Source organism: Granulicella sp. WH15, from assembly GCF_009914315.1.
Classification (GTDB): Bacteria; Acidobacteriota; Terriglobia; order Terriglobales; family Acidobacteriaceae; genus Edaphobacter.
In genome coordinates, this window is record NZ_CP042596.1 from 2,375,451 (window position 1) to 2,399,013 (window position 23,563).

Below are 23,563 nucleotides of genomic sequence, written 5' to 3' on the forward strand. Positions count from 1 at the left end.
GGTTTCGGTCTGGACCTGAACACCCGAAACGAACAAAGGGATGCCGCAAGAACTCGTAAAGAATTTCTCAACTATCAACGAATGCAAACCAGTTAGTGGAGGAACTGATCTTCTCATTACTCTTCACACGATGCGGCAGCTTTGGTTTCGCGTAAAGATGGGGCAACGCTCTTCAGTGCGAGAGTGAAAAATGCGCATTCGACAATTCTGCTATATGCAGCATCCTCAAGCGATACTTGCCTCCTTGGCCAGTTGACTATCAACAATGCATCAGGAATAGCCAAATCATGTTGCTTTCTGCCAAGATCGAATGCTCTAGCGAAGCCTATCCTCATTAATGAATGAAAATAGGTTGAGCTATTTCGGTGTCCTATCAGGCTTTCTGTTCGCGCTTAGCAGGCCATAGTCCTGAAGTCGTGCAATGGGCGGGTTGCTTGATGTCAAGACATTCGACTGCTCGCCTGACACTCTTGTGTCAACGCGCCAATAGCATCGTCTCTTCAGCACGCTAGTTGCAATCTGTCCGACAGATTCGCAGTGATGGACACGTGCGACTTGGTGACAAAAGGAAAGCTCTCCATGTCGGTAAACTCTGTTGATGTAGTGCGTCCTCTCGGCGCTATTGAAGAACTATTATGGCTATTTGGTCATAGCTCGCCAAAACAATTCTGCTTGGTTGCCGAGGTCGATGGCAGCACTGCGATCGCAGAGTGGCGTGTCGCGCTCGACGCTCTGCAGCAATGCCATCCTATGCTGTCCGTCTCCATCGATTCAACTTATAGCCGCGTTCCCCACTTCGTGCGTGCTGAAGGTCACCCCATTCCGCTGAGGGTCGCCGAAGGAGATACGACATGGGAACGTGAATCCGAGAGAGAGATTCGCATGCCGTTTGACCCAACCAATGCTCCCCTCATTCGCGTCGTCTTGATCCACAAGCCAGAAAAGACCTTCGTGCTTTTGGTGCTGCACCACGCCATCGGTGATGGCGCGGCGTCCGTATTCCTGTTGCGGGACCTGCTTAGAGCACTTTCCGGTGATCGTCTTGAACGGCAGGCTTTCCCACGCTCGCTGGATGAGATTGTCGGTGTCCCGGTACGTACTTCGTCCGAGCAAGGTGCCGTGCTCTCTCAAGAGCTTGCAAAAATGCTCGCTCAGGCCCCAGTACACGTAGAGAGCCGCGCGCTTTCCGCCGAACTAACGAGCAGAATCCGCAAGCTTGCCGGCAGGAAAACACCGCCATCCACGACATCCTCTGCGCAGCCATCGCAGTGGCAGGTAGAGAAATCGACCATATGTGGCGCGACAATCCGCTCCGGATCTTTTCGCCTGTCAATATTCGCAGCTTGCTGGGGCTCACCGACGAGTGCGTGGACGCCTTTTCCAAAGCGGTGACCGTCATCGAAGCGAACTCCGGCGGTAACCTTTGGGAACTGGCGCGCGTAGTTCGAGAAACCCTACTTCCGTTCGAGACAGCAGAGGGTAACGCGCCCATCATCACAGCAATCAGTGAGGCTATGGCCGGCAATATGAACGTTGTGGAAGCGCTTGCATTTAGTTACGCTGCATTCTCTGAACAGCTGATGATATTCAACCTAAGCACAGTGCCCCTTGCCCCAGGCTTTGGCAGTTTCACGATTAAGTCGCTTTGGGCCCCAGTCTTTCTACGCGGCCATGCACACGAACAGACAGTCGGCGTCACGTCCATTGACGACTCAATAAGACTCGTCCATACCAGCTGGATCCCAATACCTGATCTCTTGGAACGTACTGAAAGGAAGCTCGAAGAAGCCTGCGTACCGATTCCGATTGAAGCGTAACTGGGTCAGGACAAATCTGCGAAAAGCTTCGCTACCCTGGCTTTGGGACCTTGGCGCATGCGGTTGCGACTGGACCGGCGCCAACCTGAACCGGCAGACAACAGATCTACACAACCGATAAGACGCGCATTTATCTCATTTTCAATGGCAAGGGAGCACATGATTCAAACGAATAGCTCAGCACGGGCATGGAGTCGCCTTGGAGAGTCCTCCCGTTAATCTGACCCGCATCGGAGGATCTATCGCCATAGCCTCCGTGGTGCTCATGGTGATCAAGAGCAGTGCCGTTCGGTCTATTACGAAGCCTCTTGCATCGGTTGACCAGATGGCGCTTACTAACTATCTCGCGACAAGTATCCTCCTTCAGTTCGTTTCCTCTGGGCCCGTGGAAGCTGTACGGCCAGTTCGAGTACTACCAGCTGTACTATGTCGTGTTTGCTGTTTGGATCTTCAATCTCGTAAGCTGCTCGATCTGGCTGCGTTATTTCAACTTCGGCCCAATGGAATGGCTATGGCGTTCCCTCACATACTGGAAGATACAACCCATTCTCTCCCACAATGCATAAACTGGGCGGAGGCCGTGACTACGGCAACCAGATCCTGGACCTCTTGAATCAGGACGGCGTGCGGGCGCAGTCACGAGGATGAGTAAACGCCGCGGGAAAACTTTCCCAGAGTACACTTTGAACTGCTCCGGGCTCAATTGTCACAAGATTGTCAAAAATAAAACTATCTATTAGATGGTAGGCTAAGTTCGATATAATCACTGATGTCGAGGTCATCTGCAATCAACAAAGGCTGACCTGCATTCGGAGAGAAGTCGATAGAACCCTATATGTGCGCTCTGAGGAATTTGAGGGAAGTCTAAGTCATGGATGCCCTGATCAACGTCCCCACTGTCTGGGATCAGCTTGCTGAAACCATGTATTTAAAGGATCTGCCCACTGCTGAAGTCAAGGTGTCTAATCTTGCCTCATGTTCATTTGCCAGACTCCAAAGCAGCTGCGGACTACCGGGACTAGCGCGACCGGTCGTTGGAGAGCATGGCTACATCGTTGCGCTGCAACTCAAGGCAATCCCTTTCATCGAGCAATTCCTGGGTACGAAAAAAGTATCAAGCGGCCCATACCCTGTTGGTGGCGTCAGCGCAATCAACCTAGTGGATCAGCCAGCTGTCCTGCTCCCCAATCCCTTCGACACCTTGCTTCTGCATATCACGCAAACCGCGCTGGATGAATTTGCTTATGCTCACGGCGCGTCCAGGGTAGAAAAGTTGGTTTGGCCTCACGGAGCCTTTGATCCTGTTGTTCACTCTCTCGGACAATCTCTCGTCTGCGCCCTAGACCATCCCGTCCTTAGCTCAAGGCTATTTCTGGACTATGTCTTGCAGGCGTTGAACTGCCACTTCGTCTGCTCCTATGGCAAAGCTACGCAAGCGTCTCTAACTTTTCGCGGGGGGCTCTCTCCCTCGCAGAGGCGACGGGCAACAGAGTTGCTGGATGCGCATCTCGATGGAAACATTGCTCTTCAACAAGTTGCGGAAGCCTGCGATCTGTCTTTAGGCCACTTCGCACGTGCCTTCACAAAGACCTTTCGCAAACCGCCTCATAGGTGGTTGACCGAGAGGCGCGTAGACAGGGCCAAGAGTCTTATGAGCGATTCTCTCCTGTCCCTGGCCGACATCGCCGCCCGGTGTGGATTTACGGACCAATCAGCCCTCTCCCGCTCCTTCAAACGACTTTACGGGATCAGTCCGGGAACATGGCGGCGCAGCACCTCCGGCAGGACTAAAGGACTCTGAGATTCGATTCGTTACGCGACGAATTCAGACGAAACCACGCAACTGAGGCTGACCGAATATCGCGACCGGCCGCAGAGGGAAGCCTCGATGCGAATGATCACTCGCGGCTTGTCCCGCGATTATCCATCAACTTTATGCAACTATAATACATACAGATAAGATTGCGCTCCACGGCGCATCTATGCTCCGGCACCACTACGTCACAAGGATTCCAGCATGATCGACATTCAGTTTCCCACTGCGCTCCAGATCATGCTGAGTCTGGCGCTGGCTCAACAAGAGGCGGTTCCTCAACTGAGTTCTTCTCAGCTTGCTCAGAGTCTCGGTGCAAATCCAAGCTTTGTGCGCAAGCTTCTTGTGCCACTTGTTCAAGACAAACTTGTAGATTCGATTATGGGCAAGACTGGGGGCGTGCGTCTGGCTCGGACTCCGGACAAGATCACGTTGCGTGACATCTATCGCTCCGTAGTCAAAGACAAGAAAATCTGGGCGCCACGGACGGGAATCCCGCACCGGTGCCTAGTCAGTTCGAATGTCCAGAGCTACTTCGAAGAACTCATCGACGACGCAGAGGAAGCTGTCCAATCGACGCTGGGAAGACGCACACTCCTTCAGGCGCTAACGGAGCTCCAGCGCCGCGCGGCCGTGACCGAGGTCTCTGGCAGGGCGAAGCAAGAGCGCCTATCAAGGCGATAGCGCGACGATGAACACTACCCTACGACAGGAGTGAGATCGATCTCTCGCGTCGAAACTGCCGGCGCTTAGCACGCCGCTTCCCAGCAGATTTCGAAGTAGAGCTAATGTCTTTCCGAGGCCCGATCTACCAATTCTGCGAAGTCTTAGGTCGCTCCTGATGTCTGATAGAACTGCTTCAAGCAGAAGCGGAAATTTGGCAGCGTAGACCTCGAAAGCCTGACTCGATTCCCTCTTCCATTGCTCCCCAGATCGCTATCTCCGCTCAGATACCGCCTTGAGGTGACGAGGCCCACTCTGCTTCAAACATCTCGGATAAATACTTTACCTGGGTCTCCACTAGGCCGATGAGAACTGTTCGTAAGTGCGGCCTGACGGCACGGGCCCATAGCAGTGGCTCAGATCTCGTCCGCTTAACTCTGGGACTTCCGAGCATAAGGAGATTGGTGCTATAAAGGGCGCCGGGGTTGATATAGGTTTCCGGCGATTGGGGGACGAGTACCGAATGCCCGAATCCTGTCAATGCATTGAAGCAAGCATGTCGTACATTGGAGGCTGCATCAATCACTGCAATCATCGGTTGGCTCCTGGCACCCGTCACTGCAATTCGCTTCGTGGTTAATGGTAGCCCCTCCGATCCACGCTGCCAATTATCACTTTCTATAGGTGGCCAAGTCGCACTGACTACCGCGGGCAGTGCTGCGTGAGCGATAATTTCAGCGAACTACCCCTGAACTGAACACCTTGCAGGCTTTTCAGTCCCCTACCTTCCGCTAGAAAGGATCCACCGAATCTTGGCGCATCTTAAGGCTTGCATATTTACGATACTTGTTTGCGCGTCTGCCGTGCTTGTCGGTTATTACCTGGATGAGCCAGGGTCAAGCCTTCTCATCGCAGCGATGGTTACGAGCCTCTTTCTCGGTAGAAAGGAGAGCCTCTTCGCCATTGGTTTATTGCTTATTCCTTTCGACTACCTTTTTCTGCAACCTAGATTCAGCTTCGCTATGACCTCCCATTCAGTTGAGAGACTTGCGGTATTCGTAGGAGCGATGCTCTTCGCAACCGAATTGATACACGCGAAGAAACAGTCCGATCGTTCCAGGCTGCAGGGGGAGATGGAGTTTCGCGCGCTTGCAGAAACATGCCCGGACTGCATCCTCATCGTAAGCGACCAGCAGCTAATTCGATTCTTGAATCCTGCCGCAGTGAAGATGTTCGGCTATTCCCAAGAGGAGTTACTTGGCATCCCCATATCGCGCCTGCTTCCTGAATTAGCTTTCAGCCTATCGCAGACCGAAGAATTTCTGGCTCTCCATAAGAATGGCAGCCGATTCCATGTAGAGTCCAGTTGGGGACAGTTTGCAGACAAGACGACAATCTTTCTGCGGGATGTAACAGACCGCAAGAGTATGCAAGCGCAACTTGAGGCAAGTGAGGCGAGCCTGCGCCTCACGCTCGATACGATTCCCGGCCTGGTGTACAGTCGGCCTCCAGATGGCGAGCTTGACTATGCAAATCGTCATCTGATGGATTTTTTCGGGTTCACCCTAGAGGACGTTAAACGTGGTGTCTGGAGGGACGGGCTACACCCAGACGAAACGGAGTTCGTGCTCTCGAAGATGAAAGAGGGCGCTGCTCTTGGGAAGCCTTACACATTCGACTGCAGGCATCGCTTGGAAGATGGCACCTACGGATGGATACACTCTGCGGTGGAGCCTCTCATAGGCCCGGATGGGCAGGTCGTTCGTTGGTATGGCCTGATAACTGACATAGGCGCCTGGAAAAAAGCAGAAGAGTCATTGCGCCAGACGCAGACGAGACTTGCGATAGCCTCTCGGATCGCAGTCGCGTCAGAACTGGCTGCTTCTATTGTTCACGAAATTAGCCAGCCGCTTGCTGCTATGGTGGCGAATGGTCAATCCAGCCTTCGTTGGTTGGGAACCAACCCACCCAATCATGACAACGCTAAAGCAGCTGCCGAACGGATCGTTCGCGATGGGAAGGATGCAACTGAAATTATTCAGGGTCTCCGCAATCTCTTCAAACGCGCGGAACCGCAGAAATCAGCGGTTGCACTTCGAAAGATCGTAGGCGAAGTTTTGGCTCTGCTTCAGCCCAGAACTCAAAAGGAAGGCGTCCGGACTAAGTTGCAAATTGCACCCGACCTTCCGCCGATGTTAGGCGATCCCATTCAACTGCAACAGGTCCTGCTCAATCTCGTTTCAAACGCGATCGATGCAATGCACTCAGTTGTAGGTCGGTCCAAGAATCTCATGATCCGTGCTCGGCGGATCGACGACAACTCGATATTGACCGAGATCGAAGACTCCGGCACCGGAGTTTTAGATCATGAGAAGATTTTTGAGACCTTCTTTACAACCAAAGAAAACGGCATGGGGATGGGCCTCTCGGTCTGCAGGACCATCGTCACGGCTCATGGAGGTCGTTTATGGGCCTCCCCGGCATTTACATCCGGCACTGTCTTCTCGTTCACGATTCCGATTGAAACTGAGACACCTGAGGAAGTTATAACACCCACGTAGACAGGCGAAAATTTACGGGGGTACCGGCTATCCTGTTAAAACCATGCCCCAGCACGAACAGGACGAGCGCTACCCGCCACAACCTCCGACCTCGTCGAGTCTGCAGGCACCAAAGGCGCGCCCCTCATCACACTAGTCGCCGTCTGATTTGTGAGGAAGCCCACTGGGATATAGAAAAACCCGTCTCCAGTACGTTGTGGCATTGGAAATAGTCCGCAAGTGTACTAGCGGTGAGACGGGCCGGACAAAGTTGTGACATAAATGTGACAACGAAGCCCAGGCATTCACGCAGAATAAGTACTACCGAGCGGGAAGGCCGGGTACTACTCAAGGATGGAGCCGAAAGAGTCAGATCTTGAGACGAAGCGGATGTATGTAGCCGCGCCTCTGATGGCGCTGACTCCAGCCGCATAAAGCTGTTCTATTACCTGCCTTATATCGGCTCCGACGATACATATATTTACCTGCACAAGCACGCAATGTGCTTGCGCACCAGGGTGAGGATTAAACCCTAAAGTGCGATGCAATCTTTCCACGTCGCCTCTATTTACGGCGATGGTGATCGCGGTCGGTTTGTATGCGACAAGCTGATGACCGGAGTGCTACAGGTGGCTTCTTGCCTGGCGACGACGGTCGGGCTGCTGGCGGTCTTTATACGACTAAGGAAGACCACGCGAGGAGACCTGACCTGAAAGCGAGCTTCTTTGGGATGGGGCAGCAGGCTTTGCTTGCAATCTATGGCGTTAGAACGGAACTCTGATGGAGATGAGTTATGCGTTCTGTGCCGTGCGTCTAATCCTGCTGTACCGGCCGTCGGCGAGGTCTGCGCTTTCCTGCTGGCGTGGCGTCTGCGCATGAGGAAGGCACTGGGCCTGACAGCATTGCTTGCTGGATCGTTACTCCCCTTGTTGGCGTGGAAGCTTTTCTCTTATTCGTACTTCGGGTTAATCCTGCCGACTACTCTGCGCTCGAAGACAGTTGCGGGCGTGATTCTCTGGAATCCTGGGATCTTGAGACAGTATGTCGAACTCGTGGGCTTCTCTCAGCTGTGGCCCGTACTTCTCTTCGTTGGGTGCCTCGCCGTAGTGGCAAGAAAGCGGCTCAACGTGCCAGAGCACTTTTGGTTGCCAATTGCCGGGACCGCTGCAATTGCGGGCTTTCATTATCTGCGAGCCGTGAGGTTGGAAGCGCCGGGAGGTACCTGTTGATTCTGTTCCCCATGGTTTGCTCGGAGGGGCAGAGGTGTTGTCGCTTGTGATGCGGGCCATGCCACGGTGGAAATGGAGACACATTCTTTCCGCGGCGCTGGTGTTGCACTCTGGTCTTTAACGCACTTTGGATTGTGCCACCCCTGCGGAGCTTTCAGAAAGCGTACTTCGTGATGATGCAGCAGGCTGCGGAATACCTGGCAGGAGCGGCGGTGCCGCAGGAACTCGCATTACTCGAGGTCGTAGTAGTGCGATAACATGACGCGACGTCTATAGGCTAGGCGAGATTGCTATTACTCAAGACGACGGTCTCGACGTCATATCAAATGCGCCTCGGACGAAGCGGCGAGACGCCAGACCTAGCGCCTCGCTCTTCGCAGTATCCGCTACCAGCCTATGCCAAACGCCATGTGTTCCGGTTTTGGTGTGGTAATCGTGGTGCTTTGGTTATTGTTGTCGTCGTAAGAGAAGCCGTATGCCAGCCCTCCAATTGAGTGCTTGTGCCAGAACTGCGAGTAGAAATTCGCAGGCGCAGCACTATAGTAGGCCGAAACGTTAGCCCAGTTTGCTTGGTTGAGAAGAACACCCCGGTTAGTTGCCGAGCATATCTGGTTTTCCAGTTGCAGTTGAATGGCGTTCTCGTCCTGGAGCTGTGGAGTATTGCCCTGTACCCCACTCGCCATGGTGCCTGCACACCCCAGGATGTCCTGGGTGGAAGGCTGCGCCACCACGAAGACTTCTCCAGCGTTCGCCGAACTTGGATTGACCTCTGCAAATTTTAAAGTCGACCCAGATGCTTTTCCGGTGAACTGACGGCCATTAAGAGTTATGGCGACCGGAGTGGTGCTGTAGGATGACCACGCATTCGCGATGTAGCTGTCGAAGTAGTTGGCATTCGCTCCACCGGCAGCCATGGAGAGCTTGGCCGGTGAGAAGATGCGAAGGTTAGACATGGTGGTGGGTTGGAACTGCAGCGGTACTTCACTGGCAAATTCACTATCGAGTTGAGCGATTGATTCCGTAATGCCGACCTGTTGGTGGAAGGTCCCTCCTGCGCCCCAGACATCTAGCAGCAGAGGCAGACCAAACTCATCGACCTGGGTGGTATTGATGAAGATACCGTTCTGGTTGTTGAATTCGTACCAGTCGAAGTTAGTGTTGATGTTGGGATCTGTCCCATTCTGTGGGTTTGGACCTGCGTAACCAGTCACGTTGCCGTTTCCGTCGCTATTGACCTGAACGTACAAGGGCTGGCCGAGCGAGATGTACGCCCGAGCCGATTGGAACGTCGGAATCTTCAGCAGCTTACTTTGGGCAAGCGTGAAGGAGTAGTTACCATAGTTCTGGCCGTTTTTGGTGAGGTGGCCGACAGCTGCCGCGTCGTTCACGGTGAAGTCAACAATGAGACCGTCCGGAGTCAGATAAGAAAACTTACCGCTATTGGGATCGATGCCGATCACAGTCACGTATATCTGATTGTCAGCCCAGGTGCCGTTGGTGTTGTTGTTGAGATCGACCCCCACAAACCCCGGATAGGTCGTGTAACTCGAACCGGAGTTGTTGACTGTGAGCGTCGCTGGCATTGAGGTGACAGTTCCGGCACCATTGCCGACGATGACGCTGTACTGGTTACCGTTGTCGGTTGCTGCCAGGACAGGTGTCGTGTAGCTGGCGGAGGTTGCAAGATTGATGACATCGCCGCCCTTGAGCCACTGATAGGTGAAGGGACCGGCACCTCCTGCGGCTACAGTGAAAGTTGCAGTCGCTCCGACGTTGGTGGTCTGATTTACGGGTTGAGTTGTAATGGTTGGTGCATTGCCCGCCCCATAGACCTCGAACTCATACAGCGAATAACCGTAATTTGTAGCTCGCGTTAGTCCATACATGCGAACGTAGCGACCGCTTACGGGTGGGAAGGTGAGATTCTCCACACCTCCTTGACCGTTGGATTGAACGAAGGCTCGATTCCAGGTCTGCTCGTCGTTCGAAACCTCGATCCGATATGTCAGCGCGTAAGCATTTTCCCAGCGGAGGATGACCTGGCCGATGGTCTTCGTGGATCCAAGGTCTACCTCGATCCACGAGGGATCGGCAAAGGCTGACGACCAGCGTGTAGCTAAGTTTCCGTCTACCGCATTCGCAGAGCCGAGGGTGGCGTCGTTTTCACTACCGCTCTCTTTGGTTGGCTGCTTTAGAGCCAGGTTCGGACCTGCAGGTTGATTGGCGTTGACCGTGAGGACAGCATTCACAGAGGTTGTTGGACCCGTGGGGTTGGTGACGGCGACGGTGAATATGCTGCCGCTATCGACTGACGTAAGAACAGGAGTTATATAGCTGGCCGCAGTGGCGTTGGGAATTGCGACGCCGTTGCGCAGCCATTGATAGGTGAAGGGACCATCGCCGGCTGCGACGACCGTGAAGGTTGCGCTGGAGCCAGCAGCTACCGTCTGGCTGACGGGTTGGGTAGTGATAGAGGGAACATCTGCACCGAAGACCTGGAATTCGTAGAACGAGTATCCGTATTGTGTGGCTCGGTCACTACCAACGAAGCGAATATAACGATCCACGACACTTGGGAAAGACAGTGTCTCTACTCCACCTTGCCCTGCGGTTTGTTTGGCCACTTGATTCCAGGTCTGTTCGTCATTCGAGACCTCGATGTCGTAGACCTTGCCATAAGCGGCCTCCCAGTAAAGTACGACCTTGTTGATCAGCGTCGGCGCGCCAAGATCCACCTCAAACCATTCGCTCTCGCCGAAAGCAGAAGACCAACGTGTAGTGAGATCTCCGTCCACAGCATTCATGGGGCCGAGTCCGTCGTTCTCATTTCCGCTTGATGTCGCGACCTTGCCGAGGGCCAGATTTGCGATACCGGGTGTGGGATTGGTGACCGTCAGTGATGCTCCGGCGGACGTTACCGAGCCGCTGGCATTCTTGATCGTCACGGTGAAGATGCTGCCATTGTCAGAGGAACCAACAGTGGGAGTGGTATAGCTCGCCTTGGTCGCATTATTGATCGCTACGCCGTTTACCATCCATTGGTAGATGAATGGGCCAGTTCCACCTGCAACGACCGTGAACTGCGCCTGAGAACCCGCAAGTACTGTCTGGCTGACGGGCTGGGTAACGATGGTCGGAAGTACAGGACCGTAGACTTCGAACTCCCAGAACGAGTATCCGTACTGTGAAGAGCGGGTTCCTCCCTGCATACGCACATACCGCGCATTCACCGTTGGGAAGGTGAGGTTATCGATCCCTCCCTGGCCATTGTTTTGTGTTGCCGTAGGATTTGGACCCCACGTCTGTCCATCAATAGAAGTTTGGATGGTGTAAGTGGTGGCGTAGGCACTCTGCCACCGAATAAGGACCTGTCCGATGGGTTGAACTGAGCCGAGGTCCACCTGGAACCATTCGTTGTTCTCGAATGCTGAAGACCAGCGTGTGTTGTAGTTGCCATCCACCGCATTGATTGGCGGGAAGGAACCGCTCTCATCTGCGGAGGATGTCGCCACGGCGTTGAGGGCCAAATTAGGACCGACTGGAGCCGGACCACTTCCATTGCCGGTGCAAGCTACGGCATCGCCGCAGGTAGGAGTCGGCGGCGGGGGGGGAGGCGGAGGATTGCCAGTACCACCACCGCTTGTTCCGCCGCCTGCGCCACCGCCGCCACCCGAATTGGTAGTGACCGTGAGTAGAGCGGGGGCGCTGGTGACCGAGCCGCTTCCGTTCGTGACTACCACGCTGAAGGACGTTCCGGAGTCTGCGGCAATAGCTGCTGAAGTAATGTAGGTCGGTGACGTAGCTCCGTTGATTTGGATCCCATTCTCCAGCCACTGATAGGTCGGTGCGGGTGTTCCTGTAGCAACTACGGTGAATGCGGCCGTTTGCCCGGTGACCACCGTGACGGGTTGTGGTTGCGTCTGAATTACAGGAGCCTGCACCGCCGATACGCCCAAGGCACAGAGTGTGGCTCCAGGAAAGTTATTCGTTACGTTCCAAGTGCTGCTGCCATCGAAGTTGACGATCGCAGTCTCATTTGGATCAGTGGGGTCCACGGTAGAGGTCCAAGTGCTCCAGACTCCAGGAAAGGCGCAGGAAGCATTGTTAGTGCCGCTGATGCCGAGAGCTTCAGCCTGCGTCGGAATACGCATCTTGATACTTGAGCAATAGCTAACGGCGCTCAGACCAGTGAACTGCGAGCCTGCCACCGTGTCGGTCTGAACGGTACGGGTCCATGTCAGATTCAGCAAGTTATCGAATACCAGCGCGGAGTTGTTGGGGTTGACGGTATAGCGTTCCGTCGGACCACCGCATTGGGATACGTTATACACCTGAAACTCATTTACCGAATAGCCATACTGTGTGAAACGCGTGGTGCCAAGCAGACGGATATACCGGGCCTGAACAGTGGGAAAGTTAAGGGTCTCAGTTCCGCCTGCACCTGTCTTGGTAATGAAGGCCTGGTTCCAGTTTGGATTGGTCGTGGGATCGGCGTTGGTGTAGTCAATCTCGTACGCCGTCGCAAAGGCATTCTCCCAATTGATGATGACCGTATTGAAAGACTGCACTGAGCCAAGGTCCACCTGCAGCCAGGATGGATCGACACCTGGAACCGCGGGTACTGGCGGTGCTCCGGCTGTCGCCGAGCCCCAACGGGTATTGAGGTTCCCGTCTACCGCGTTCTCCGCCCCCAGGCAGTTCGCGCCACTGAAAGGAGGACTCGTGGTGCCGTCTCCGCATGCGTTTTGGCTACTGCTTGCCGTTGCAACCATGCCGAGCGCCAGATTGATTCCCGGCGGTGCGAGGGTCAACTGTGCGCCTGTACTCGTAATGGGAGCTTTGGCTGCATTGTTGACCATCAGTGCGTAGGTTCCAACATTCGCCGTACTCATCTGCGGAATCGTATAAGTGATGACATTGGAGGACTGCGAGTTGCTCAAAAGGATGGTGGTGGAACCTCCAGCCGGGGTGAATTGCCATTGGTATGTGTATGGCGCGGAGCCAGCCACCGTGGCGGTCAATACGACCGGCTGATTCAGAGCTACGATCGCGCTTGCAGGCTGAGTGACAACGCTGACCGGTATAGGCGCATTGACAGTCAGTGCAGCGGTTGACGATTGGACCTGATTGATAGGATTGCTAACGATTACGTAGACACTGTCCGTTTCACTTCCTGAAAATATCGGAGTAGTGTAACTGGGCTGCGGCCCAGACGCGACTTGACTGCCGTTCTCAAACCATTGGTAATTGAGCTGTGGAGAGCCGGTAGCCGCGACTGTAAAGGTCGCGGACTGGCCGACGACAACAGTCTGCGGGGCAGGTTGAGCCGTAATGGCAACCTTGGTGGCCCCATCTACGCTGAGTGTGACGGGAGTCGATGTGACGGAACCGAAGTTGCTTGTGACCGTAACTGATACAGAGGCACCGTTTTGGGCAAGCGTGGTTGGAGGAGTGATCAAGGTCGGACCGGTTGCTCCCTCCACCTGGCTCCCCGCAATGCTCCATTGATAATTCAGCGTTCCGGAGCCGCTGGCCGCGACAGTAAAGGTTGCGGGAAAGCCAACTGTTACTGCTGTGTCCACGGGGGGCACAATAATCGCCGGAGCCTGCGACTGAGGTGGAGCCGGTGGAGTCACTGAAGCTAGCTGAACACTGCCGCTCGCAAGTCCAGGTGCTGTTGCCGTCACAGTTATAGTCCCAGGGGCGAATGTGCTGCGTAGCGCGATCTTTTGCAATCCACCTTCAAAGTTCAGTTCGGGATCGCCGGGAGAATGAAAGAATGCGTATGGCAAACCACCGATATCATTACTGTGCGCCTTAGAAAATGCGTCCTGATAGTAGTTGGTCCACGATGGGTCAGCAACGAGCTGCTGCGTGCCGCCCATGTACGTGGCCGGTCCGGTCACCGTGAACGTGACGTTGTCCGCTGCGGTGGGTACAAGGTTGCCATTTGCATCCTGTACCTGTGCCACGATGAACGCCGCGTCAGAGCCATTCGCGGTCCATTGGAAGCTGGTACCGTCCGGCCTGGTCACATTAGGAACAACCGAAAGCACGATCTTATTCTCGGCTCCTGCCGTCGTTACAGTATGGCTCACGCCCGGGACCACATTGCTGCTGTTGTCCAGACACTGAGCCGTAACCGTACCCGGAGCCCAATTCACCGGCCAAGAAACCTGGCCAGGCATGGTCGTCGTGTTTTGGGTCAGATCCCCGTGCGAATTGATATTCCAGGGATTGGGAGTCATATCTTTGAGTGGCGCTCCCGTGACTGGATCCTTGGCCACTCCATTGATGAGCAAACGAACAAAGGGGCAGTTACTGAAGGCATTCACCTGAATCGGGGTGCCCGGGGTGTACTCGTAAGCGCGGTTCCAGTGATGAGCCAGGTGAACTACCGGCTGAATCGTATAAGGAATCCAGTTCGCTTGATAGATGTAATAAAGCAGCCTCGGGAAACGGTTGGCATCCACGGAAGAGTAACCGAGCGAACGCACCATATGTTGCATCGCGGGCTGATTTTGGAACTCCGCCCAGAGACTGTCTTCGCCCGGCGACTCTGCAAAATACCACTGAGCCATGCCAAATGCATTGGCTACTCTGCCTTGCCGCCAATCGTCCAGGTACGGGGCTGCAAACGCCAACTCGTAGTCGTACGCATAGACCGTATTGGCCCCTATGCCCGTCTGAGTGCCGCGCCCGGTGCCCATGTTGTCCCAATACTCCGCGCCAAAGACCGGATTCGGCGCATTGTTGCTCTTGAGCCCCGCCTCGCAGCCTGCGCCATCACACTCACCCATGTAGGAGTACGTGTTCGAGTACGTACGATCGGCCTGCACCCGCGGCTGAATATTGTCCCATGACGTCACCAGGGCAGCGAGTTCATTCGCAAGCGGCTGATTCATCCCACCGTTATCTTCTTCCCAGTCCAGAATCGAAGGATGGCTGCGATCGCGAATGATCATGTCGCGATGCACCTCCTGCTTCAACTGAAGATCATCCGCAGACGGATTGGACGACGCATTCCAATGCCCCTCGCCATCGCCACTCGGCTGGTCAATCATGATGCCGTAGGCGTCGGCCGCCTCGACCATCTCCTCACTGCTGGTCGAGTGACCGGGCCGCCAGATATTTCCGCCCTGGGCAGCAATCTGCGCCATATCGCGCCACCACTGCTCATCTGGAACGGACGAACCAAGCGCCGGATAATCGTACCGGCTCGCGCCTCCCCATAGATACATCGCATGGCCATTGAAGTAGGGGAAGTTCGCATCCCACGTGATCGTGCGGATGCCAAGCGGGCTCTGGAACGAATCCACCACCACGCCGTTCACACTGACGATGTGGTAGACCTTGTACATATACGGCTTGCCGTACGTTGAGTTATTCGGATACCACAGCGTGGGATTCGGAACTGTGATCAATTGATTGAACATCGCTGCCGGCGTCGACGGAAGAGTAGCCGCCGTCAACGGCTGCACCATCTGCATCACCGGCGGAGCCGTCACCACGACATTGCCTGCCGCATCCACAATCTGGGTGGTCAACGTGACCTGCTGTGCCGTGGCAGTCTCGTTGACGACGTTCGTCTGGACCTCCACCACAGCCGAGGCCGCCGTTGCCGTCCCCTCCGCCGCAGGAACCTCGGAGACCGTGCCAACGTAGGTGCCCCAGGACTGCGTGTTGGAGTACACATTCAACGGAATATGGACCGGATTGGTTACATACATGACGACATTGCGAAACAGGCCCGCCATGTCCTGACCAAAGCGGAAGGAGTTAGAAAATTGCGGCTGCTCAAACCACGGATCGCCTCTGGATACATCAATTGCAATAACGTTGTCCGTGGCGCCGTCAGTGTGGAGATAAGGGGTGAGATCGACGACGACCGGTACAAACCCAACCACATGGGTTGCCTGGGCGTTAGCGGCGACAGCGCTGATACCAGGCAGCAGCGTTCCATTGATGAAGACCTGGACCCCAGTATGTGCACCTTCGAGATTAAGCAGGAACTTCTGTCCCGCATACTTAGGGTCTACCTTGAAGTGCAGTCGATACCAGTTTTCTTGCCCCGTGTCAGATCCTGCGCCACCGCCAGAGTCCTGGTTGATAAACGTGCGAGGGATGTTCGCATCATATGGCAGACCGACCTGCCGCCATGCGGAGTCTGAACTCTCCATAAAGCTGACACTCGAATAGTCCGTCGAGTTCTTCGTATTCTCAAACCACCATTGGCTCTGCGGCGCATTGGACACCGAGGCAGCGTCTCCGACATACTGCGGCACTCCCGCCGCAAGATTGATGGTGAATCGCTGCGAAAGCGGCAGCGAGGCTTCAACCTGCTGCGCATGCGTCACGCTCGAGCAAAGAGCTGCAAACAGGATCAAGAACAACGCTGTAGCAAACTTCATTCTTTTCACCTTAAAAAGGCGAGAGTCAAGACCTTCTGTGTCATCCAGTTTGGTATTGCACTGCCGAACAATGGCGAGAGAGCCAAGTATGTTGAGATTGGATCTATTTCGCAGCGGGGAGGAGAGAACGTACATGAAGCTCCTTTGGGTCAACACACACACAAATGCATATCTAAACTTGCGAGCTAGTACGAAAGCTCAAACTCGATAAAACAGCTGATCTATTACTTTGCGGAAAAGCCGCTTGATAACTCAACCGGACCCTGGCTCGAATCCTCGATGGTCCTTGCAGATAGTGCCACAAAACCGCTGTGGATATATGGCTTAATGCGACTAAAGACGAAATAACAGTAAACGGAAGTTTATTGCTGTTCTGCTTGCACATGGCAATAGGTGCACTGTCTGCTCAGAGTGTGCCGACCTCTTGCGGCACCAAGCTCTCGCTATGATTGCGACCGGCAAAAAGCAGGCTCATGCAGACCATGAGGAAGCTGATAAAACCCGCACTATTGGCTCATTCCGAGGGACTATACAAACATATGATTGGCGTGCGACGCGATGACCGATAGCATAGAGCGCCGATATAAGTCAGTTACTCACGACATCTCTGCGACAGAATCGCCAATTGAATATTTCCATCGCTAAGTCGCCGCGCAAACGCCCTCAATATTTTCCTGACTGTCTCCCAACCAATATTTTCGGTAAGTAATCAACTAAGCGCGAAGGAGTGATTGTCAGATCCCGGAGAAAAGATATTCGAAACGTCTTTCACTTCTACCTCTGACCGCTTCGGCGACTTAGGAAACCCCAACTTTTCCATACGTGAGATTAGCGTCGTACGCGGAATCCCAAGCCGCGCTGCGGCGCCATTACTACCCCCAATGGTCCAATTGGTTTCATCGAGAGTCCGATGGATATGGGCTCTCTCAGCATCGGCGAGCGTGACGACTGCTCGTATCTGAGGAGCCACCGCAATCAGCCTCAGTTCCTTCTCGCGTGGGGTGAGGACATCGCCGGGCGACGTAATTATTGCCCGCTCCACGAAGTTTTGAAGTTCGCGAATGTTGCCTGGCCAATGGTACTCGGCCAATAGCTCGAGAAGTTCGCATGGAATCTGGCTCACATGACGACCAAGCCGCTCATTGAGCCGACTCACAAAGTAGCGGACCAGCAATGGAATATCCTCTTTGCGCTGCCTGAGCGCTGGTAGGGCGATAGGAAAGACACTCAATCGGTAGTAAAGGTCCGCTCTGAAGGACTTTTCGTCGATCATCTGTTGAAGCTGAAGATTTGTGGCAGCGATGATTCTTACATCGACCTGCGTGGTTCGACTGCTACCGACTCGTTCGAACTGCTGCTCTTGGAGAACCCGCAAGAGCTTCGGTTGCAACTCGAGCGGCAGATCCCCGATCTCGTCAAGAAATAGCGTCCCGCCATGAGCCGCCTGGAACCGACCGACTGACTGTGAGACCGCACCGGTGAAAGCTCCTTTTTCATGTCCGAACAGCTCGCTCTCAAGCAACGCAGAGGGGATCGCAGCGCAGTTGACCGCGACAAAGGGCTTGTTACGTCTTGAGCCGTTATCGTGAACAGCTCGTGCCACAACCTCCTTCCCCGTCCCAGTCTCCCCCTGAATCAAAACGGCACAGCCTAGCGGCGCGACCATCTCTATATCTTCAATGACGCTACGAAATGCGTTACTTGAACCGATCAGGCTGTTTGAGAACATATCTGTGACCCTTCAATTGCGCGGGGAATGTGTTTCAGATAAGCGATATTTATTAATTGCGTCGTCGACGATCTTAAGAAGCTCCTCGCCGTCAAATGGCTTGTAGAGGAGCGCGATAGCGCCCAGTTCCATGGCGCGTTTAGCGGCCTCGTCGTCCTGATGTGCGGTTATGAACACAACAGGCAGCTTCGGCAGCTTCTGGATTGCTAGGCGTTGCAGTTCCCAACCGTCCATGCCCGGCATCCGGACGTCAGTGATCAAACAGCAGGACAGCTCGATGTCGCAATCGTTCATAAACGCTTCTGCCGAGCTAAAGAGCCTCGTCTCGAAACCCGCCGATGCAAGGAGATCGCTAACCGATTCACGAACTCGTATGTCGTCGTCGACCACAGCTACAACACACGGCTTAGATTGCTTAACCAATACGATCCCTCCCAACTTCAACGTCATCGTAGCCCGGTTGGAACGGCTTGCCAATTATCACTTTGTATAGATGGCCCTCAAAAAGACGTACATATTGGCTCCGGATTTGGATCCTTACATGCCCATCGTCACCAAGGTCAGAGAAAAAGGACCTCCCCAGTTGGCATTTTCTGGTTCCTGTGCAAAAGTTGATGTGCAGCAACATTGCTAAACATACTCCGGCTTCTTCACTGTGCTCCCTGGGAACTCCTGGATTCTTCTTTGGCCCACGTAAATTGATGCAAGAGAATTTGCAATGCAAACTGATCGCCCTACCATCTACATCCTCGACGACGACCTCCGAATACGAGAAGCACTCTCGGATCTTCTCTGCGCTTCCGGGTACACGGCAATTGCATTTGAAACGGCTCAGGACTATCTATCCTTCGAAAAAGTGAATGCCGAGTCCTGTCTCATCCTCGATATGGATATGCCTGGGATGACGGGCCTCGAACTGCAAAAGGAGATCTCCGGCACAGCCGGCCCGCCCATCATTTTCCTCACCGGGCACGGCGACGTCCAATCGTCGGTCAAGGCAATGAAAGCCGGAGCCTTGGAGTTTCTATTGAAACCCTTCGACGAAGCCGACCTATTGCGCGCGCTGGAAGCCGCCCTTCAACAGGATCGGGCCGACCGAACGAGGCGGAATGAACTGGAAAACCTCAAGAGACGCTATGCACTCCTGTCTCCTCGTGAGCGCGAAGTTCTTCCCTTAGTGGTGTCGGGTCTATTGAACAAACAAACAGCAGGCGAACTAGGAAAAAGCGAGATCACGATTCGTGTACAACGGGGCCAAATTATGAAAAAGATGGGTGCCCAATCGCTCGCCGATCTTGTAAGAATGACCGCGAAACTGGGTATCGAATAGCAAACAACCGCGAATACATGATTATGCGGCATCACTTGCTTACATTCGCCCGAGAACATGAAGCGAGCTGAAGCCGATTGACTCACTCTAGCGAGGTGAGCAAATCGGCTTATCAGATTCCTAAGAGTTATTCGAAGAAGTGCGCGATCTTTTTGCCCGCGTCCTCGGTGTAGTAAACCGTTACATGAGCCGATTTCTCCGCACCTTTGGCGACTCCCTTGCCGCCGTCGTCAACCGCGCGTCCAGAGAGCTTAAAGGTCTCGACAGTTCCATCAGCGGTTTTGACAGCCAGAAATTTAGAGCCCCGGTCAATTCCCGTGACGGTGCCTTCTGTCACTTTGAGGCCTCCATCGCCGACCACGTCAACCTCGTGCGCAGTCTCGCGCGAGCCCTTGGCAGTGTAGTGAACCGCAACTCTAGAGCCCTCGTGAACTCCCTTGAGAGACTCTTCTGGAGTTTTTGCCGCGTCCTTTGCCCCATGAACCGTAACATCCTTGGTGAAATGGAACGTGTGCTCCGCACCGTCGTCTGCCTTCACAACGATGGTTCTGGTTGACGAGTCGACTTTCTTGATCGTCCCTGCAACTGCGCTTGCAACGTCATCCGCCGCATGAATCGTAACGGTAAATGCCAGCAGGGTGCCGAGGGTGTATAGAACGCGCTTCATGATGACGTCTCCTTGGAGGTTTTGTTGCGTTGATGGAGACCAGGCAACAGCAATCGGTGACTGCTGTTGTCTGGAATGGTGCAATTTCATGCCAATCATCAAAGATGACTCCAGGATGGGAGACATCGGTCACGGCCCCGCTCCAGGTTCTTTTACTCAAAGCGAATCTTTGCCATCATTCCCTTGTCTTCGTGTTTAAGAAGGTGACAGTGGAAGACCGAGATGCCCCGAATGATTGGGTCTGTGAAGTCCATAATGAGATCGAGAGATTCACCGGGTTCCAAGTTCACCGTGTCCATCCACTTCGGATCACTGATCGCCACACCGGCTTTTCCGTACACAAGAAAATGCACCTGATGAATATGAAATGGGTGTATCTCGTGTGTTTGGTTCACCACCTGCCAATGAATGTAGTTGCCCGTTTTCACCGTCACCATTGGGTCATCGGCGGGCTTGTATTTCTTGTTATTGATGTAGAAGCCATTCTTGTCTTCAGTAAAATTCACGACAAACGCGGCATTGCGCTGCTCTAGGTCATGTATAGCCTCTGACGAAAGAGGCTTATATACTGTCTTCTGAGAGTCTGCCGCGCTGGACCTGCTCCGGGTCGACACGTCACGTCGCCCAACGAGGTCCAGATCGGCAATCACCATTGCGGGGTTCGGATCACCATCCGCACCGGTATCGACACAAAGGCTGCGAAGAGATGCCTTCGTCCCAAGGGCAGGCCCGGTCACGATCGCTTCGAATCGTCCAGCTGGAGCAAGAAGGATATGCTGCACCGACTCAGTAGGATGATTGCGATCGTGATAGCCCAGAGGCATTCCGTCTAGCGCTACCATCGTCATTGCTTCCGAATCGATCGTAAGGTCCGCATAAAGATCAGGGGAGGCGTTGACGATGCGCCAGAACTGTTTCTCCCCGGGCGCAATTACGATCTTCGGCCGAACCGTCCCATTGACAGTAAAGATTCTGCCTGGGTTTCCGGTTGCGTTCCCGCAAATCGTCTGTGGCATATCCACGGCTGCCTCAAGACGGCTCGAAGCCTCGTCACCTTGACGAAGCTCGGCGTCGCGCAGGATCAGGATTTGCTCCTTGAGCCCACGAAGTCCTGGAACATACCGGTCGATGCCTTCGACAACGATAGCTCCCGACATGCCATCCAGATCCTGCTGGTAGCTCTCACCATGGGGATGAGTGTGGTACCAATAAAGCCCGGATGGTTGGTCGAATGGTATGTCCACCGTATAGCGAAGCGATTCGCCAGGCATGGCCATCATCGATAGGACATCATCTTGCGGAGACTCAGGAGATACGTGCAGGCCGTGAAAATGAAGATTTGTCATGTTCATGCACGGGCCGTCTACACAAACTTCACCCGACGAAGTCTTCATGCGATTCAAGTAGGTTATGCGGAGTTTTTGACCGGGCGACACGCGAATCACAGGAGGTATCTCGCTCCCCTTAAAGGAGAACGCCCCGCGTCCCGAGGTGGGGTCGTTCACAGCACTGAGCACAAGCGGTGTTCGCACGTCAGGGGGTTCCTGCAGCGGTGTTCCAATTGGGGGGATGATCGCTTGAGCGAAGAGAACCTCGACACCAAGCGTCATGGCAAATGCCAATGAAACCGATGTTCGCATGAAATGGCTGAGCGGATGAGTGTTCATCGTACCTTTTCGGGATCAAACGATATAGAAAGCCGGAAATCATTTTCGTGGCTAAGACAGCATATTCAAACGAACTCCCGGGACAGGCATGCTTTATCGCTGCGGGAGAGCTCACCTAAGACGAGTTGCACGATTTGTACTCATGCGTGCAACTCATCTCCAGGAAGGACAGCCCTCAGATGACTCCCTGGTTCTCGGCCGGGATCTTCATCACGTCTGCCTTGTCGATGTTCAGATGTGCTTTGATCATCTCGCTTGGAACACGCCTGAGCCATTGGTTCAGCGATACATCGAGGAACTGATCCGTAGCGAATGTCTCGAGAAACACCAGATCCGTGTTGCCTATGTTTTCGATGTAGTGTGGGGCATTATTGGGAACATAACCCACATCGTTGGCATTGAAATCCATTGTGCGAGCATTGTCGACTGGGAAAAAGACAGTCATGCGGCCCTTACCGGAGATATAGAACTGCCACTCTGAGTCATGCGGATGCCAGTGCATCTCGCGCATGCCACCCGGCTTCACCGTGACCAGCGCGGCCGCAATATGCTTTGAGACCGGGAAGTTCTTGGAATCCACGATGCGGACTTCCCCTCCCTTGCTGGACTTCGTCGGCTCCATAGACTTCAGGTGGAAGGTGTACTGGCTCCGAGCCGCAACCGCTTCGCCACCGATCTCAGCCTTGTCCGCGGCAAGCGAACCCGGTTCTTTCCCCGGGAAGATGTAGAGGGGCGCCTTCGGAGCGTTGGCGAACACACTTGCATCCAACCCAGTGTTCTTCGCCAGAACCTCAGGCGGGGTATGGGCAAGCCACTCCGAAACAAGCATTGTGCCATCCTCGGAGAACCCTCCTTGGTTAAACACAAGCAAGAATTCCGTTCCGTCGGGGCCAAGACCCTGGATCGAGTGCGGGTGTCCAGCTGGGAAGATCCAGAGATCCCCTTCCTCCACATCGCCGATGAACATATTTCCGTCGGGCTGCATTACAGTGACGCGGGCTTTGCCATAAAGTACATAAGCCCATTCGTCTGCAGTGTGCCAGTGCATCTCACGATAACTGCCTGCCGTGAGGCGCATGTTTACACCTGCAATATCTTTTGAAGACGGGAGTACACGCTCCGTAACTTCGTGCGTCCAGCCGCCCTCTTCGACGCGCTTCTTGACAAGGTCAAACGAATACCATATCGGCACAACGTCGCCATGATCGGTTGGGGGAGGAGTATTGGAGTTTGGATTCAAGGCCAACAGGCCCTTATTCTCCTGTCCCGGATCGCTCGACGAATGATCGTGCTCGGCTTTCTGAGTGCTCGCCTTCTCTTGCGCTTGACTAGTTATGCCTGAGAATGCGGCCGTGGCCAGAGCCACGGAACTTAGTCCAAGAAAGCTGCGACGGGTAGGGTGCTCCAGAGAAACTGCATCGCCTGCGTGATCGTTCATCATCCTAGCCTTTCGGGTTGAAAATAGGGGGAGCCGGAGATCGAACCTGATGATAGTGCCACCGCGAGGAGCCCACAATTATCACTTTGTATAGGTTTAGCTAGAGGATTCGGGCGGAGGTTATTCCATGATTGGCTAGGGAGGGCACTATCGTTAGCCATTTCCCCTTGTATTCCGACTAAGGCGTGTCAATAATCAGGATAACTGTCACTTCTATGACTTTCCTAAGCTGGAGATTAGTCGATTTAAGCGAATCGGT

At 54.2% G+C, this 23,563-nt stretch carries 13 protein-coding genes; 7 read left to right on the forward strand and 6 right to left on the reverse strand.

The window, feature by feature from the left end:
• Positions 1 to 579 precede the first annotated feature (579 nt).
• The 6 genes from FTO74_RS09880 (at position 580) to FTO74_RS09915 (ending at position 7,546) form a co-directional block, all read left to right on the forward strand.
• Positions 580 to 1,392 carry a hypothetical protein gene (locus FTO74_RS09880; RefSeq protein ID WP_162537996.1) on the forward strand — a complete coding sequence of 271 codons (813 nt, stop codon included), beginning with the start codon at positions 580 to 582 and terminating at the stop codon, positions 1,390 to 1,392.
• Positions 1,344 to 1,817 carry a hypothetical protein gene (locus FTO74_RS09885; RefSeq protein ID WP_162537997.1) on the forward strand — a complete coding sequence of 158 codons (474 nt, stop codon included), beginning with the start codon at positions 1,344 to 1,346 and terminating at the stop codon, positions 1,815 to 1,817. Before FTO74_RS09880 ends, FTO74_RS09885 begins: the two co-directional genes overlap by 49 nt.
• Positions 1,818 to 2,688: 871 nt before the next feature.
• Positions 2,689 to 3,618: an AraC family transcriptional regulator gene (locus FTO74_RS09900; RefSeq protein WP_162537999.1), complete on the forward strand. Its 930-nt coding sequence runs from the start codon at positions 2,689 to 2,691 to the stop codon at positions 3,616 to 3,618.
• A 216-nt stretch (positions 3,619 to 3,834) separates the two neighbouring features.
• Entirely contained in the window at positions 3,835 to 4,314 is a 480-nt protein-coding gene (locus tag FTO74_RS09905; protein WP_162538000.1) for an Rrf2 family transcriptional regulator, read from the forward strand.
• A gap of 791 nt (positions 4,315 to 5,105) precedes the next feature.
• Positions 5,106 to 6,854, forward strand: coding sequence for a PAS domain S-box protein (locus FTO74_RS09910; protein WP_162538001.1), 1,749 nt, complete (start codon positions 5,106 to 5,108; stop codon positions 6,852 to 6,854).
• A gap of 521 nt (positions 6,855 to 7,375) precedes the next feature.
• Positions 7,376 to 7,546: a hypothetical protein gene (locus tag FTO74_RS09915; RefSeq protein WP_162538002.1), complete on the forward strand. Its 171-nt coding sequence runs from the start codon at positions 7,376 to 7,378 to the stop codon at positions 7,544 to 7,546.
• Positions 7,547 to 8,448: 902 nt separating this feature from the next.
• On the opposite strand, the gene FTO74_RS09920 is transcribed toward FTO74_RS09915, so the two are convergent.
• The 3 genes from FTO74_RS09920 to FTO74_RS09930 all read right to left on the reverse strand — a co-directional run bounded on the left by FTO74_RS09920 (position 8,449) and on the right by FTO74_RS09930 (position 18,679).
• The gene (locus FTO74_RS09920) at positions 8,449 to 16,473 is read right to left on the reverse strand and encodes a discoidin domain-containing protein (RefSeq protein ID WP_162538003.1); all 8,025 of its coding nucleotides are present in this window, start codon (positions 16,471 to 16,473) and stop codon (positions 8,449 to 8,451) included.
• 709 nt (positions 16,474 to 17,182) lie between these two features.
• Positions 17,183 to 18,202, reverse strand: coding sequence for a sigma 54-interacting transcriptional regulator (locus FTO74_RS09925; protein WP_162538004.1), 1,020 nt, complete (start codon positions 18,200 to 18,202; stop codon positions 17,183 to 17,185).
• Positions 18,203 to 18,214: 12 nt separating this feature from the next.
• Positions 18,215 to 18,679 carry a response regulator gene (locus FTO74_RS09930; RefSeq protein WP_162538005.1) on the reverse strand — a complete coding sequence of 155 codons (465 nt, stop codon included), beginning with the start codon at positions 18,677 to 18,679 and terminating at the stop codon, positions 18,215 to 18,217.
• Between the two features lie 241 nt (positions 18,680 to 18,920).
• On the opposite strand from FTO74_RS09930, the gene FTO74_RS09935 reads away from it, so the two are divergent.
• Positions 18,921 to 19,532, forward strand: coding sequence for a response regulator (locus FTO74_RS09935; protein ID WP_162538006.1), 612 nt, complete (start codon positions 18,921 to 18,923; stop codon positions 19,530 to 19,532).
• 127 nt (positions 19,533 to 19,659) lie between these two features.
• Here FTO74_RS09935 and FTO74_RS09940 read toward each other — a convergent pair whose 3' ends face one another.
• The 3 genes from FTO74_RS09940 to FTO74_RS09950 form a co-directional block, all read right to left on the reverse strand.
• Positions 19,660 to 20,199, reverse strand: a complete 540-nt coding sequence (locus FTO74_RS09940; RefSeq protein WP_162538007.1) for a hypothetical protein — start codon at positions 20,197 to 20,199, stop codon at positions 19,660 to 19,662.
• 152 nt (positions 20,200 to 20,351) lie between these two features.
• A complete protein-coding gene (locus tag FTO74_RS09945) occupies positions 20,352 to 21,866 on the reverse strand; it encodes a multicopper oxidase family protein (RefSeq protein ID WP_162538008.1) in 1,515 nt (504 codons plus the stop codon).
• Between the two features lie 175 nt (positions 21,867 to 22,041).
• Complete coding sequence (locus tag FTO74_RS09950) at positions 22,042 to 23,307, reverse strand: cupin domain-containing protein (RefSeq protein WP_255462168.1); 1,266 nt, start codon at positions 23,305 to 23,307, stop codon at positions 22,042 to 22,044.
• Positions 23,308 to 23,563 lie beyond the last annotated feature (256 nt).